At 62.9% G+C, this 14639-nt stretch carries 13 protein-coding genes; 9 read left to right on the forward strand and 4 right to left on the reverse strand.

The window, feature by feature from the left end; all coding sequences use genetic code 11:
* Positions 1 to 8: 8 nt before the first annotated feature.
* Entirely contained in the window at positions 9 to 1565 is a 1557-nt protein-coding gene (locus RH831_RS07430; protein WP_310553582.1) for a methylenetetrahydrofolate reductase C-terminal domain-containing protein, read from the reverse strand.
* 240 nt (positions 1566 to 1805) lie between these two features.
* Here RH831_RS07430 and RH831_RS07435 point away from each other — a divergent pair, with 240 nt between their 5' ends.
* Positions 1806 to 2219 (forward strand): TRAM domain-containing protein, encoded by a 414-nt coding sequence (locus RH831_RS07435; protein WP_310553583.1) that lies wholly within the window; start codon positions 1806 to 1808, stop codon positions 2217 to 2219.
* 4 nt (positions 2220 to 2223) lie between these two features.
* On the opposite strand, the gene ilvD is transcribed toward RH831_RS07435, so the two are convergent.
* Both ilvD and RH831_RS07445 read right to left on the reverse strand, forming a co-directional pair.
* On the reverse strand, positions 2224 to 3945 hold the full coding sequence (gene ilvD / locus RH831_RS07440; RefSeq protein WP_310553584.1) for a dihydroxy-acid dehydratase: 1722 nt from the start codon (positions 3943 to 3945) through the stop codon (positions 2224 to 2226).
* A gap of 138 nt (positions 3946 to 4083) precedes the next feature.
* A complete protein-coding gene (locus RH831_RS07445) occupies positions 4084 to 4716 on the reverse strand; it encodes a helix-turn-helix domain-containing protein (RefSeq protein WP_310553585.1) in 633 nt (210 codons plus the stop codon).
* A gap of 148 nt (positions 4717 to 4864) precedes the next feature.
* Here RH831_RS07445 and RH831_RS07450 point away from each other — a divergent pair, with 148 nt between their 5' ends.
* The 7 genes from RH831_RS07450 to RH831_RS07480 are packed head-to-tail and all read left to right on the forward strand — an operon-like array spanning position 4865 to position 12520.
* A complete protein-coding gene (locus RH831_RS07450; RefSeq protein WP_310553586.1) occupies positions 4865 to 5698 on the forward strand; it encodes a hypothetical protein in 834 nt (277 codons plus the stop codon).
* A 42-nt stretch (positions 5699 to 5740) separates the two neighbouring features.
* Positions 5741 to 8344 (forward strand): type II/IV secretion system ATPase subunit, encoded by a 2604-nt coding sequence (locus tag RH831_RS07455; protein ID WP_310553587.1) that lies wholly within the window; start codon positions 5741 to 5743, stop codon positions 8342 to 8344.
* The gene (locus tag RH831_RS07460) at positions 8341 to 10347 is read left to right on the forward strand and encodes a type II secretion system F family protein (protein WP_310553588.1); all 2007 of its coding nucleotides are present in this window, start codon (positions 8341 to 8343) and stop codon (positions 10345 to 10347) included. The genes RH831_RS07455 and RH831_RS07460 overlap by 4 nt, the downstream gene beginning before the upstream one ends.
* Entirely contained in the window at positions 10344 to 10778 is a 435-nt protein-coding gene (locus RH831_RS07465; RefSeq protein WP_310553589.1) for a hypothetical protein, read from the forward strand. The genes RH831_RS07460 and RH831_RS07465 overlap by 4 nt, the downstream gene beginning before the upstream one ends.
* A complete protein-coding gene (locus tag RH831_RS07470; protein ID WP_310553590.1) occupies positions 10775 to 11395 on the forward strand; it encodes a hypothetical protein in 621 nt (206 codons plus the stop codon). The genes RH831_RS07465 and RH831_RS07470 overlap by 4 nt, the downstream gene beginning before the upstream one ends.
* The gene (locus RH831_RS07475; protein ID WP_310553591.1) at positions 11383 to 11823 is read left to right on the forward strand and encodes a hypothetical protein; all 441 of its coding nucleotides are present in this window, start codon (positions 11383 to 11385) and stop codon (positions 11821 to 11823) included. Before RH831_RS07470 ends, RH831_RS07475 begins: the two co-directional genes overlap by 13 nt.
* Complete coding sequence (locus tag RH831_RS07480; protein WP_310553592.1) at positions 11816 to 12520, forward strand: hypothetical protein; 705 nt, start codon at positions 11816 to 11818, stop codon at positions 12518 to 12520. Before RH831_RS07475 ends, RH831_RS07480 begins: the two co-directional genes overlap by 8 nt.
* Here the strand turns inward: RH831_RS07480 and RH831_RS07485 are convergent, their stop codons facing one another.
* Complete coding sequence (locus tag RH831_RS07485) at positions 12521 to 12997, reverse strand: hypothetical protein (RefSeq protein WP_310553593.1); 477 nt, start codon at positions 12995 to 12997, stop codon at positions 12521 to 12523.
* Positions 12998 to 13094: 97 nt separating this feature from the next.
* Between RH831_RS07485 and RH831_RS07490 the strand changes: the two genes are divergently transcribed.
* A complete protein-coding gene (locus tag RH831_RS07490; protein WP_310553594.1) occupies positions 13095 to 14594 on the forward strand; it encodes a hypothetical protein in 1500 nt (499 codons plus the stop codon).
* The last annotated feature ends 45 nt before the right edge of the window (positions 14595 to 14639 follow it).

The raw sequence follows: 14639 nt of genomic DNA on the forward strand, positions 1-14639 counted from the left end.
AGCCCTGTTCAGTCGTCCGCCACTTCGTTGCCGACCCGCTTGCCGGCGTAATCCCGGCCCAGGTAGTAGTTGAGCCAGGAGGAGGTCCCTTCCAGGTCGTAGTCGGGCGGCGGGATGTAGGTGTCCCGAAGTTTTTCACGGGCCTTCTCGAGGCCGCCGTCGGCCTTGAGTTTGCGATAGGCCCGGACGTAGATACACTCCTGCTCGCCGGGATAGACCTCACACCAGCCGTCGTAACTCCCGCCACAGGGGCCGTTGCGCTCGTTTTTCGGACACTGTGACATCGGACAGAGGTAGGCCAGATCGAAGAGCGCACAGTTGCCACACTCCTGGCAGTCATTTGAGATGGTCTTGGTGACCCGCTCGAAGGTCGTAAACGGCTCTTCGAGGGCCGAATCGTCGACTTTCTTCGAGAACCAGCGCATCGGGCCGAACAGCGGGCCGTCGGGCTCGAACATCAGTTCGTGGGCGACCTTGAAGCCCTTGTACTTCAGCCCAGTGCTGGGGTTCTCGGGGAGGATGGCGTGTTCGTCCGCGTTGAGCCCCGTCTCCGGGTCCCGCTCGTAGTAGTAAAAGCCGTCCTCCATCGGGAAGTCGAACTCGGAGACGTACGTCTCCCAGTCCGGGGCGAGCTCCTCGCCGCGCTCGACGATGTACTCGACGTCGTCGTAGTCCGCAGCGTGCCCACCGATGTGGACCCCGGCAAAGCCCATGCCCTTCATGAAGGCGTACATCTTCGCCGCACGTTCGAGCATCGCCTGATGGGGATCCTCGCCCTCCTGTTCGGCCTCGACCTCCTCGCGGAGGTCGTCGGTGACGATGGCTCCAGGGATCCGGTTCTCGTTCATCGCCCGGGCCGAGCCGGGATCGAGGACATAGAGGTTGCCGATCACCGGCACGTCGAGGTCTTTCTCGTCGATGAATTTGATGAGTTCGTGGAACTTCCGGGCGTCGAACCCGACCTGTGGGATGATGAATTCGGCCCCCTTCTCCACCTTCATCTCCAGCTTCCAGTACTGGGGCATCAACTCCGCTTCCAGGCGCTTGAACGGGGAGACGACCGCACCCGGGAAGAAGTCCGTCTCGGCGAGTTCGTTGTGCCGGCCGAAGTTGTCCTCGAACTCGAACCCGTCATTGAGATCGGAGACGAAATCCAGGGTCTGGACCGGGTCGAGGTCGTAGACGGCTTTCGCCTGGCCCTCGAAGGCCGGCCCCTGGTGATCGCCACTCATAATCAGGATGTTGTGGAGGTCCTCACGCTCCAAAGCGTGGAGCAGGCCCTCGATCTGGTTGCGGTTCTTGTCCTTGGTGGTGAAGTGAACGAGCGGTTCGATGCCCCGCTCTTTGAGCTTCATCCCCAGGTAATCGGCCGAGAGCGCGGGTGTCCCGCCAGGGTTGTCGGTTAGCGAGACCGCATCGACGACGTCCCCCGACGCCGCCGTCTCCGCGTCCTCGAACACCTCCTCTTGCTGGGGTTCGTGGGAACCCCGTCCGGGGATTAGCTCCCAGGTCACCGCGAAGCGGTCCTCGTCCTCGACGGCCGCACGAAAGTCTTGTCTGGTCATCGGTTTGCCCTCCGGCCCACCACCTGACTCGGTCGGACTCCGTCACTGTTCCCCGTCCCGCCCGACCGGCCTGTCGTGATTCGGCGTCGACACGTGCTGGACATCGCAGTAACTGGGAGTAAGCCGGATGCAATCTTGAACGTTTTCATCCTGGAAAAATAGCCCTGAACGACCGAAATCTGGTGGCCGCGGACGAATCAAAACGTTGATACTGGTCACCGATGATTCTTCGACACTGTCATGTCCATGGACGACCTGCTTGCAGTTTTTTCCGCCGAAATCGAGCGAGTGAACGGCGATTACGTGATTTCGATCCCTGAGCGCGAACTCGAAGTGGGGGAACTGGACCCCGATTCGGTGTACCGCTTTGGCGTCCTGGGATCGGTCTCTCAGGGGACGACTCGGTCGAAATCCAGCACTACCGAGCGCTCGACCCCGCCGGTCGACGAGGGGGACACCCTCGAAGTCGAGATCGACTCGAAAGGGGAGGAAGGGGACGGAATCGCCTACGTCGAGGGCGGCTACGTCGTCTTCGTTCCGAATACCGCGATCGGAGATATCGTCACGGTCGAGGTCGTGAGTGTTGGCCCGCGCTTCGCCCGGGCCGAACCGGTCGATGGGACCCCGTCGGATTCTGATATCGAAGCGATCTGATCGGCTACTGTTCGGGTAGTTGAATCTCGACCCCATCCAGCGACGGGGCTTCGAGCACGCCGCCAGTTGCAGCGCTCGTCGCCATCGCTGCGTACTTCTCCAGCACGCCTGTCACCTCCGGTTCCGGCGGCGACCAGGATTTGGCTCGCGAACGAAGTGTCTCCGCCGGAACGTCGAGTTCGAGTCGGCCCGCATCGACATCGATCAGGATCTGATCGCCTTCCTCGACCAGCGCGATGGGACCGCCAGACGCGGCTTCCGGGCTCACGTGCCCGATGGCTGCGCCCCGCGTGCCCCCAGAAAAGCGCCCGTCGGTGATCAACGCCACCTCACCGGAGAGCCGGGGCGAACCGCTGACTTTCGACGTCGGCTCCAGCATTTCCGGCATGCCGGGACCACCACGCGGCCCCTCATAGCGGATCACGATGACATCCCCCGGATCGATCTCGCCCCCATCCAGTGCTTCCAGGGCCGCACTCTGGGATTCGAAGACACGTGCCCGTCCCTCGAAGTGATGCATCGATTCGTCCATGGCGCCGGCCTTGACGACCGCGCCGTTCGGCGCCAAATTGCCGTCGAGGACGGCCAGACTTCCCCCGTCGTGAACGGGATCCGCCCGGGGCTGGATGACCGTGCCGCGCTTGTCCGCGTTCTCGATCCGATCGCCGATCGTGATGCCGTCGACCGTCTCTCGGTCCTGATGCATCTCGGCTTTGAGTTCCGCCATGACGGCCGGCACTCCACCGTCGTCCCGGAGGTGTTCCATCCGCCACGGGCCGGCCGGACTCATGTGTGCCAGGTGGGGTGTCTCCTCGGCCAGGTTCTCGAAGTCCTCCAGGGTGATGTCGAGACCGGCCTCTGCGGCCACCGCTGGCACGTGGAGCATGGTGTTGGTGCTCCCGCCCAGTGCCAGGTCGACCCGGAGGGCGTCCTCGAAGGCCGCCTCGGTGAGCAAATCCGAGGGGCGGATATCCTCCTTGACCAGCCGAAGGATCTCGCGACCGCTCTTGCGTGCGATCTCCTGTTTCGCCGTGTCGGTCGCTCCCGAGGTCGCACACTCCGTCCAGGAGAGGCCCAGTGCCTCGGTTACACAGGCCATCGTGTTGGCCGTGAACATGCCAGCACAGGATCCCTCGCCCGGACAGGCCGAACACTCCAGTTCGTAGAGCTCGTCGTCACTCATCTCGCCCTCGTGGTGCTGGCTCACGCCCTCGAAGACGGTCACCAGATCCGCTGGTTCGTCGTCGAAACTCCCGGCTGCCATGTGGCCGCCGGTGACGACGATGGCCGGAATGTCGAGCCGCGCCACGGCCATCAACATCCCCGGGACGATCTTGTCACACGAGGCCATCGCGATCAGCCCGTCGAACTGGTGGGCGTTGACCATCAACTCGACCGAATCCGCGATCGTCTCCCGCGAGGGCAGACTCGAACGCATCCCCTCGTGTCCCATGGCGATGCCGTCGTCGACCGCGATCGTGTTGAACTCCAGTGGGGTCCCACCGGCCTCGCGAATCCCGTCTTTGACGTGGGTCGCGAGTTCGTCGAGGTGGACGTGGCCGGGAACGATCTCGTTCCAGGAGTTCGCTACCCCGATGAGCGGTTGATGGATCTCCTCGTCGTCCAGTCCTGCCGCCCGGAAGAGCGAGCGGTGGGGGGCCCGATCGACGCCCTCGGTCACCGTCGCGCTCCGCATGTCGCTGTCCTTCTCGGTAAAGTCGGCCATCCTAGTCTGTTCGTACCTGGTCGTGGGGACCTTTAACCCACCCGATCAACGCGAGATCTGATCACCGTGAACGCGACTGACGTGGCGTCCGACACACCCATGTCGGTAGAACGGGAGTCCACCGACAAGCCAACGGCTTCAGCCGTTGGTAGCTGACTGGCGTCGATAGACAGCTTCGAGGACGAGCAGTGCGAGCAACCCACCGACCAGGACCATCGCTCCGGGCTCAACGAGGAAATTCCCGATCTGCTCGATCAAGCCCGGTGTCGCGTTCGCGGATTCCGTCGCGGTCTGGAGCATGACTTGATCGCCACCTGACTCCCCGGGCGAGATCCGCTCACCCAGGGCGAACTGCGCGAGAACCCCGCCCGCGAAAACCGCCGAGAGGCCCCCAACCATGCGTTTGAGTTTGTTTTCCATCTCCGATCGAGTGTGCTCTCCCTCGACGATCACCAGGGGATCGCTGGTCGGGGCGTAGACTGACATCTCCGCTCCCTTCTCGGAGTACCGCGTGCCGACCGACTCGACGAGGTCGACCTCGCCGAGTTTCTCCAGGTGGTAGTGGACGTTCTGGAGGGATGTGTCGGTCGCGTCGGCGAGTTCGGAGGGCGTGGCCGGGTCTTCATAGAGGTGTTCGAGCATCCGTCGACGGGTCGCCGAAGAGAGGGCCTCGAAGACCGCGTCCACGTTCGGCCCGTCCAGGGGAACGACTCTGGGCTCGGTGGCCGCAGCTGACTCCCCCGGCCGAATCTGGGTGAGCGGGCTCGACATGGGTACTTGCCACTTGTACTCACCCGTGGGTTAAAACTCTACCAGAAGATCAAACCGTGACTGTAGTCTTTCCTGGATCGGCCGGTGACCCTATGTGTCCGGTCCCCGTTGGATCGGTCTGATGTGGAACTACCGCGGGACGACGCCCATGGCGGACCGTCCGGACGGGTTTTTCGCGGACGGGCATTTCTGGGTCCGGGAGTTCGTCCTCGGCCGGGCCGTTGCGGTTCGGATGGACGAGTCGGGATTGCTCACGTTCGCCGGCCCCGAGGGTGAGTTCGATGCCGAGGAACCCCCCTGGTCGCTCCGTCGATCCATCGAGGCCGTTCGGTCGAACCTCGACCGTGACCGGCTTCGCAACGCCGCTGATGACGCCGGGGCGTACACCTTCTACCTGCTCGCGCCGCTCTCGATCGGTATCGACTACGATTTTGATACCCTCCCTCCGGCACTGGGAGTGGATATCTGGGATAGCTCCGCCGGGGAGTACACCACCCTCGACGTGACCGAGCGGGTTTTCGAGGGAATCGGCCTGTGGACGGCCCCGACCATTGCGCGGGAAGTGCCTGCACGGGACCTCTCGCCGGAGACCTACGAACTCCCGAGGTCGCACTGGGCGGACGAACAGGCCGCCGGCGTCGTCTTCCGGAAGAAACACGGTGGGGCCGTCAGACTCCTTCGAACCCCCTTCGAAAACACGACGTGGGAATCCCCGGAGTCGGCCGGCGTCCCGGATTTCGACGATTGGATCGGAGCGCATCTGGATGCTGACCGCGCCAGGTCACTTCTCAAGCGGACTGATCAGTCCCTCGATTCCGTGGGAATCGAAGCGGCGACTGCCCTAATCGGGGCTTCACTGGCCCAGCGGCAGTACGCAACGGTGGGTCAGATCGCCGATTCGGATCCGGAACGGTTCCGAACGGCGATCCGAGACCGCCTCGTCGAAATACGCGAGACAGAAGCAAGCGAATCGGCTTCCTAACCTCCTACAACTTTAACTGCGTGGTCGGTTAATCGGGGCATAATGGGAACTGAGGAGGGTGGTGGGGAGGACGGGGCCACGAACCCGTCAGTCGATCCGGACGGTGGGGCGAGGGCACCGGATCAGGCTGAAACGAGCACCGCGGACAGAACGGACATGGAACGGGACGACAACGGAGATTTTTCCGGGCCGGCCGATCTTCGAGAAGCCATTCAGCGAGGTGTTACCGTAGCGGCTCGACTCGACGAAACCGTCACTCGTGCCCGACTGGGCCAGGCCGCGACGGACGCGGACAACCTCGACACGGCGGTCACCAATCTCATCGAGGGCACCGTCCCCGTCCGGAAAGGCGTCTACTCCTGGCTTCACTTCAAGTGGGAATACTACCTGGACGAGGTGGGCGACCCACCACGGGACGACGACGGGACCCCTGAACCCTTCGATAAGGCAGCGTATCTCGGGTTCGAGCCCGGGGACATCGAGTCCACACTCAGCTACGGGGAATCACGCGCGGACGCCCTTGCCGATCTTATCGAGGAACGAACCGTCAACGTCCAACCAGACCTCGACGAGGACGCCTTTTTCTCCACGGTCTCGGGGGCGACGACGCTCACGAACCGCTACGACCTCGAACGGGCCGTCCCGATGGCGAAGAAGACCCACTTCGTCGAGGAGGAGCGCTACTGGGTGAACAAGCCCTATGCCTTCGTCGTCATCTTTCACTCCCGGAAGGAAAACGAGAAGAAGTACTACCTCATCGAGCCCTACCGCACGCCGATCGAGGCCGACCTCCGTGAGTTTCTCACCGAAAAGCTCCGGACGGCCATCAAATACGCCGAGGAAGGGGTTACAATCGGCGGGTCAGACGCCGAACGCCGGGCCGTCATCGAGCGTGAGACCGACCGGCTGTTGAACCGCTATGATCTCTACGACACGGCGCCGGACCGTGGGTTCAGGGAGACGATTGCCGACGGACTGGACTTCGGAGACCGGGATGGGTTCCTGGGCCGATTCACTGGGGACACTGGGGCAGTGGGCCAGCTCCGGAACTGGCTCGCCCCCGAGGCTGGACCCGAGGCAGATTCGAACCCGGAAGCACTCTCGGGAATCGCGGCCAGGCCCGAACCGGCCCTTCTCGCGGAGGACGATCCCGAGTTAAACGAATACCAGGTGGAGAAGCTCCGGTACTTTCTGGCCCGGGATTTCACCGGGTACGAGCGGATCGACGGTATCAAACACGACATCAACGTCGAGGACATCTCGTGTGACGGCTACGAGAGCCCCGTGTTCGTCTATCACACGGATTACGAACAGCTCATCTCGAATGTCACGCATGGCACCGAGCAACTCGATGACTTCGTGGTGAAACTCGCCCAGCGCTCGGGCAAGGGGATCAGCAAGCGCCAGCCACAGGTCGATGCGACCCTGCCGGACGGCTCCCGTGCCCAGTTGACTCTCGGAACCGAAGTGTCCGATCACGGGACGAACTACACCATCCGGCAGTTCAAGGACGTCCCGTTCACGCCGGTCGATCTCATCAACTGGAAGACCTTCTCGCTGGAGGAGATGGCCTTCCTCTGGCTCTGTATCGAGAACAACAAGTCCCTGCTCTTTGCCGGCGGCACGGCCTCGGGGAAGACGACCAGCCTGAACGCGGTCTCGCTTTTCGTCCCCAGCAACGCCAAGATCGTCTCCATCGAGGACACCCGGGAGGTGGAACTGCCCCAGCGCAACTGGATCGCGTCGGTCACACGCCCCTCGTTTGGCGAGGACGAAGCCGGCGACATCGACGAGTTCGACCTCCTGGAGGCGGCCCTGCGCCAGCGCCCCGACTACATCATCATGGGTGAGGTCCGGGGGGAAGAGGGGCGAACGCTCTTCCAGGTCATGTCGACGGGCCACACCACCTACACCACCTTCCACGCGGACAACGTCAGCGAGGTCATCAAGCGGTTCACCACCGAACCGATCAACGTCTCGAAGACCCTCTTTACCGCCCTGGATCTGGTGTCGATCCAGGCCTCGACCAGGGTCCGCGGGAAGAAAGTACGGCGCAGCCGAAATATTACCGAAATCCGGCGGTACGACGCCGAGAACGACGAGATCAACGTCAACGACGTCTTCCAGTGGCGGCCCGAGACCGACACCTATCGCAGCACCGCCGAGTCGACCACGCTCGACGAGATCAAGTTCGACCGGGGCTGGTCGGAAGCCGAGTTGCAACAGCAACTCTTCGAACGGCGGGTCGTCCTCGCCTCGCTCATCGAGCAGGGGCTCAACACGTACAGCGAGGTGGCAGCGACTCTCCAGGCCTACATCAACGACCCGGAGACGCTGCTTACCCTCATCGCGAACGACGAACTCGAGGAGGCACTCGGTGACCTTCGGGAACTGGAAAGTGTTCTGATCGACGTCGATCCCGAACTCGAAGCGATGGTGCCACGGCCCGAACCGGACGCGGACATCCTCGAAACGACCACCGAAATCCTCGACCGGGCCGAGGAGGAACTCTTCCCCGAGTATCGCGGCGAGCGAGGGGCCGAACTCGTCGACATCCTTCCCGATCAGGACGACAGCAAGGCGCCGAGCGAAACTGACAGGCCGGGGGCGGATGAGCCCGATCACTCGGAGGATTCGACCGCATGAGCACCGACCATCTGGGTGGCCGCTCGGAGCAGTTCGCCGACCTGTTCTATCCGCTCTTCGAGTGGCTATTCGGCGAGGACTCCGAGTTCGTCGCTGACCTCGAACGCAAACTCGCCGAGGCCCGGATGGAGGAAACTGTCGAACTGTACGTCTCCCGGGCGATCGGGTATGGCGTTCTCGCTGGCCTGTTTCTCTGGGTTCTTGGAACCGGTCTCGGATATGCGCTCTTTGGATTGGGGCTCGTTGGAACCGACGTGTCGATCGGGTTGCCGGTCTCGAACCCGGCGATCGCTGCGTTCCTGGAGGCACTCAAAGTGCCCGCGCTCGTCCTCGTCACTGGCCTCTTCTTCGGGGCGATCGGGTTCGTCACCGGCTTCGGGATGCTGGTGCTCATGCCCTACAACAGGGCCGCCTCGCGAAAGCGGGAGATCAACATGTTGCTCCCCGACGCCGTCTCGTTCATGTATGCGCTCTCGATCGGCGGGCTCAATCAACTGGAGATTCTCGAGGCGATGGCCCAGGCCGAGGACACCTACGGGGAGGTCGCCCTGGAGTTCCGGACGATCGTCCAGGAGACTGAATACTTCGACGTGGACTATCGAACCGCGATCCGCCGGCGCTCGATGGAGACCCCCAGTGAGGACCTCTCGCAGTTCTTCACGGACATGCTCTCGATCATCAACAGCGGCGGGGACATGGCGGCGTTCCTCGAGGACAAGAAGGAGACCCACATGCGAACCGCAAAACAGCAACAGGAGCTCACCCTGCAGACTCTCGAGCTGTTCGGCGAGATGTACATGACCCTCTCGCTGTTCCCGCTCTTGCTCATCATCGTCCTGGTCGTGATGAGCATGCTGGGCCAGTCCCAGGAGTTCCTCCTCTACGCGACGGTCTATGTCCTGTTACCGATGGTGAGTGTCGCCTTTCTCGTCATGGTCTCCACGGTCAAGCAGGACGAACCCGGGGATGGCTATCTCGATCTGGGGGCCGTGCAGGACGGCGACGAACTCACCCGGACGGTGGGTGACGGCGGGGCTACCCCACCGGCCGAAACCGCTCTCCACCGCCGACTCGAAAGCCGCGAGCGCAGGTACGCCCTCTCACAATTCCTCCGCCAGCCTCACTACTACTTCCGGGAACACCCGCTTATCACGCTCGTCCTGACACTTCCCCTTACCATCGGGATCCTGGCGCATGCGATCACCAGCGGGTTGGTTCCGCTCTCGTTCTCGGGACTGGTCGACAATCCCGTCGGATCGACGTTCATCTACGTCTACGTGCCACTCTACGTCGTCGGAGTCCCACTCGCCGTGTTCTACGAGTGGAACCAGCACACCCGGAATCGAATCACGGGCAAACTTTCGGAGAACCTTCGAAAGCTTTCGAGTGCGAACGACACGGGACTCACACTCCTGGAGTCCATCAGGACGGTCGCCGATACCTCGAGTGGCCGGCTCGCCGACGAGTTCGACGAGATGTACGCCAAGGTTACCTACGGCATGACCCTCTCCCGCGCGCTCGTGGAGTTCAACAACAAGTACCACGTGCCTCGACTCGCCCGAACGGTGAACCTCGTCACGAAGGCCCAGGAGGCTTCGAGTCGCATCACGGCCGTCCTTTCGACGGCCGCCCAGGCGAGTGAGAACCAGGACGATATCGAACGGGAACGGACCTCGCGGGCCCGCATGCAGGTCGTCATCATCGTGATGACCTACCTGACGCTTCTGGCCGTGATGGTGATCCTTCAGACCCAGTTCCTGGAAGTCCTCTCGGGCCTGACCAGTTCGGCCGAGGGGGCCAGCGGCGGTGCCGTCGGTGGGGCATCCTTTGGCGCCAGCCTCGACGTGGAGCTCCTGAAGTTGCTCTTCTTCCACGCGGTGACGATTCAGGGCATCCTCGCGGGGGTCATCTCCGGGTACATCAGTCACGCCCGCCTGCTTGCCGGGTTGAAGTACGCCATCGTTCTCCCGACCATCGCACTCGTGGTGTGGGCTTTCATATGAACGACCGTGGCCAGTCCACTCTCGACTTCCTGCTGGGGATCGTGCTCTTCCTGCTCGCCGTTACGATGGTCGTCGGGTTCGTGCCCGGGATGCTCGATCCGTTCGTAACCGGAACGGAGGGTCATCCAGTGACCGCGGACCGGGCGGTGTCAACCCTCACCAGCGACAAACTGGCGACCGGAGAGTCTCCGTACGTCACGACCCGTGAGCGGGTATGGGCCGTCATCAATGATTCCACCGAGGCTGAACTGGCCACGGCTCTCGGTGTCGGCAACGGGGCTCGACTCAACGTCACCGTGACGAACCGAACCGCGCCGGTCGAACAGGTCGGCCCGGTCCCACCTGATACGGGGTCGGTGACGACTGCCCACCGGGTGATATCGATCGACGGCCAGGCGGCGACGGTGACACTCCGGGTGTGGAAACCGTGAGCCGGACCGAGCCACGCGAACGGTTCGGCGACCGCGGCCAGGCCCACGCACTCGAAGGCATCGCGGCTGCCCTCCTGGTGCTGGCCAGTCTCACCTTTGCCCTCCAGGTCACGGCGGTCACGCCATTGACCGCGAGTACGGCGAGTCAACACCTCCAGACCCAGGGGAGTGGGGTCGCAAACGGCGTCCTGGTGACGGCGGACGAAGCCGAGGAGCTCAGAGAGACCGTGCTTTACTGGAACGAGAGTGCCAGCCCCCCTCGCTTTCACGACTCCGGGACGAGTGGGACCTACGCCGGAGCACCACCCACTGCGTTCGGGGACCGGCTCGCCGGGACCCTGGGGGAGACGGGAATGGTCTACAACGTACATCTCAGATACCTCAGTTCGTCGGGCGATCAGCGAGTTCGGACGCTGGTCGATCAAGGGAACCCATCAGACCAGGCAGTGACCGCCTCCCGGACCGTCGTCCTGTACGACGACGACCAGATCCGGGCCGCAGATGGGTCCCCGACCGACCAAACGGTCTCGGACGTGTCGGGATACTTCGCCCACGACACCGCTCCGGGTCCGCTTTACAACGTGATTCGTGTGGAGGTGGTCGTATGGCGCGTGTAGATCGAGGCGTTTCGACGGCCGTGGGCTACGTCCTGAACCTCGGGATCGCGACGCTGCTCGTCACGGGACTGCTGGTCGCCGGTTCCGGACTCGTCGCGGACCAGCGGGAGCGCGCTGCGGGGGCCGAACTGGATGTGATCGGCAATCGAATCGCGGCCGACCTGGAGACGGCTGACCGGCTGGTCCGGAACGGGAATGGCTCAGTGACGGTCCGCACGTCGCTTCCGAACACCGTCGCTGGCAGCAGCTATCGGGTGGCCATCGAATCGACCGGCGGAAATGCGACGGTGATCGTCTCGACCAACGACCCGTCTCTCGCCCGCACGGTCCCAGTCGTGAACGAGACGCCGATCCGACCAACGACGGTCAGCGGTGGCTCAATCGTCGTGCGTGGCAATCAAACCGGACTGGAGGTGACCGATGGATAGAGCCGTCAGTGACTTGGTTGGCTATGTCCTCATATTCGCGTTGATCACCAGTTCGGTCGCGGTCGTGACCGTCGGGGGGTACGACAGTCTGGGCAGCGTCCGTGACGCCGAGCGGTTCGAGAACGCCCAACGTGTCTTTGACGTGCTGGGGACGAACGTCGACGATCACCTCGAATCACACGTCGAATCCCGCGGCACCGAGATTCGCCTCGCGGACGCCCGTCTCGGGTTCAGTGATCCAGTGACGGTGAACGTCACCGTCGAGGGTGTCGGTTCCAACCAGACGACGATCGATCCACTCGTGTATACCCAGGGTGCCGACAGACAGATCGCCTATACCGGCGGGGCGGTGCTCCGTGCCGAGGGGGGCGGTGCACTCGTCACGACCGGGCCGCCGTTCCGCTTTGGCGATGAAATGATGATCACGATGGTCAAAACGCGGGGTCGAGACCCCGGTATCGCCGGGTCGGGTCGGGTGCTCGTCCGGACCGAGGCGACCACCCGGTCGACGCATGCCTACACCGACGGCCCCTACACCATCTCCGTCACCGTCAACGATTCCTATCCGGATGCCTGGGAACGGTGGTTCGAATCAGAGACCGACGAGGACTGTACGGCAACCGGTGGGACCGTTACCTGTGACGGAGTCGAGTCGGTGTACGTCCGGACTGTCGCGATCGACATCTACCTCGAGTGATCACTCGGTGCTCTCGGCCTGCGTGAGGGCGTCCTCAAAGGTTGTTTCGGGAAAGAGGCCCCGAACCTCGGGGTACCCAAGTGTGCGGATCAACGCGTCTGCGGACCCGGTTACCAGCAGGACGCCCATCTCTTCGGCGTTCTCGGCGACGCTGAGCCGTTCGTCCGAAGCGATCCGGTCTTCGAACGTGGCTGCGGCCTCGCCCAGTAACTCCTGCTCGGCCGCGTACAGTTGCTGTTGTGCCTCGGTCTGGTTGAGCGACCCGTTCTGGAGCTGTTCGGAGAGCGAGGTCTGTTTTTCCTGGAGTGTCTCTTGGTCGATTTCAAGCGCGATGGTGACCGTGGCCGACCCGTCACCCTGTTCGTCCGTGGCTGCCTGACCGTCCGACGGTACGGGTGCGCTACAGCCGGCGATCGACAAGGTGAGTCCAGTACCCGCAGTCTGGAGGAAACGGCGACGATTCGTTCGAAGTTCCATACCCGGACATTCAAAGGTGGGCGGAAAAGGGTTGGCAAATAGCCGTGTCCGTCCCCGGAGGTTTTAACCCGACAGTCGGGAAACAGGGAAAACAGTTATGCCAGAGGGGCGATCGATCACGGCACTCGTCGTCTTGCTCGTCACGCTTTTGATGGTCGTGAGCCTCGTCCCCGTTGCTGGCGCCGCAGACTCGCCCCGAATCCAGGTTTCGGTCAACGAGGACCCGATCGAAGACGGTGAGTGGATCGTCGTCGACGAGTCGAACTTCTCGATCGGGGTTTCGGCAAACGACACGATCGAATCGATCGTGGTTCGGGTGAACGACCGAGACGTCGTGGAGGCCACCCCGGAGGGTCGAACGTACCAGACGAACCTGGTGGCCCCACTGACTGCCCGGTGGAATACCGTTCAGGTGGTCGCCACGACCACGTCGGGCACACTCTCGACACATCAGTTCAAGATCTACAAGGACACGATCGCACCCGAAATTGGGCTCACCAGTCCCGTCTCCGTCGAGGCTGGGCACCGATTTCCCGACGAGACCCGACTCACGGACGGGGCCATCAACCTGACCGGCACCGTCGAGGACACCTCGAATGTCACTGACTTCTCCGCGACGCTCAGCGGGGCCGGCCAGTCGGTCGAACTCACGAACCACTCGAATGGCAGGTTCGACCTCAACACCACCCTCGCCCCCGGGAATCACACGCTCAGCGTTCGTGCGACCGACGAATACGGAAACGAGGTGCGGCGGTTCACCCGACTCCGAGTGATCGACGAGGACGACCCAAGCGTCTCGATCCGCGACTGGCCGACGAATACGAGTGCCGACGCCATTGCGCCCACCGCCGTGGCGACTGACGATATCGCCGTTCGCTCGCTCTCGTACCGTGTCTCCGGCCAGCCAGAGCGAACAGTCATCGAACCCACGAGTCGGTTGCTCGGGGCCGGCCGGACGAACGTCAATCGATCGATTCCCATCGAGTTCTACCGGGCCGGGACCTACGAGGTAACCTTCAACGTGACCGACTATGCCGGTCGCTACACCACGCTCACGAAGGAACTCAGGTACGACCCCGTCACGCCCGAGGAACGTGCTGCCCCCGAGATCACCGTTCACGAGAACCGGTCCGGGCTCGTGAACGAGACGTTGTACCACCTCGAAGCGAGTGTCGATAACGGGTCGATCGAGCGTGTCGTCCTCGAAGCCGCCAGCAACCGATCCGGCCGGGTCACGGCGTACGAACGAGTTTACGACGGAAACGCGACCACAACCGTCTCGGTGCGGCAGAACCTGACACTCGCGTCTGGAGTAACCGATCTCACACTCAATGCGACGGATTCCGTCGGTGAGGAACACACGGTCACGTGGCAGGTAGATCTCGAAACTACCCGCCCCTATCGAACGACGGCGTCGGGGAGCCCGACTACCGACGAGGATTCGACGGTGCGAACATCGCCGCAGCCCACCGAAATTTCAGTTACCGAACCGACACCATTGGCTCCGGTCACGGAGACGAAAGCGCCAATATCGCCCGTGCTGACCGGTGTGGCACTCTTGCTCGTGAGTGGTCTCCTGGTTCGCTGGTTCCGCTAAGCTGATACGTCAACCGTCAGCGAAAAGTGTTAAGTTCCTAACTGG

It is taken from the genome of Halodesulfurarchaeum sp. HSR-GB (assembly GCF_031432215.1).
Lineage (GTDB): Archaea > Halobacteriota > Halobacteria > Halobacteriales > Halobacteriaceae > Halodesulfurarchaeum.

Excerpts from the sequence above, each read along its gene's own strand:
- RH831_RS07430 (WP_310553582.1), bottom strand. The coding sequence starts at position 1,565 with ATGACCAGACAAGACTTTCGTGCGGCCGTCGAGGACGAGGACCGCTTC.
- RH831_RS07435 (WP_310553583.1), top strand. The coding sequence starts at position 1,806 with ATGTCCATGGACGACCTGCTTGCAGTTTTTTCCGCCGAAATCGAGCGA.
- ilvD (WP_310553584.1), bottom strand. The coding sequence starts at position 3,945 with ATGGCCGACTTTACCGAGAAGGACAGCGACATGCGGAGCGCGACGGTG.
- RH831_RS07445 (WP_310553585.1), bottom strand. The coding sequence starts at position 4,716 with ATGTCGAGCCCGCTCACCCAGATTCGGCCGGGGGAGTCAGCTGCGGCC.
- RH831_RS07450 (WP_310553586.1), top strand. The coding sequence starts at position 4,865 with ATGGCGGACCGTCCGGACGGGTTTTTCGCGGACGGGCATTTCTGGGTC.
- RH831_RS07455 (WP_310553587.1), top strand. The coding sequence starts at position 5,741 with ATGGGAACTGAGGAGGGTGGTGGGGAGGACGGGGCCACGAACCCGTCA.
- RH831_RS07460 (WP_310553588.1), top strand. The coding sequence starts at position 8,341 with ATGAGCACCGACCATCTGGGTGGCCGCTCGGAGCAGTTCGCCGACCTG.
- RH831_RS07465 (WP_310553589.1), top strand. The coding sequence starts at position 10,344 with ATGAACGACCGTGGCCAGTCCACTCTCGACTTCCTGCTGGGGATCGTG.
- RH831_RS07475 (WP_310553591.1), top strand. The coding sequence starts at position 11,383 with ATGGCGCGTGTAGATCGAGGCGTTTCGACGGCCGTGGGCTACGTCCTG.
- RH831_RS07480 (WP_310553592.1), top strand. The coding sequence starts at position 11,816 with ATGGATAGAGCCGTCAGTGACTTGGTTGGCTATGTCCTCATATTCGCG.
- RH831_RS07485 (WP_310553593.1), bottom strand. The coding sequence starts at position 12,997 with ATGGAACTTCGAACGAATCGTCGCCGTTTCCTCCAGACTGCGGGTACT.
- RH831_RS07490 (WP_310553594.1), top strand. The coding sequence starts at position 13,095 with ATGCCAGAGGGGCGATCGATCACGGCACTCGTCGTCTTGCTCGTCACG.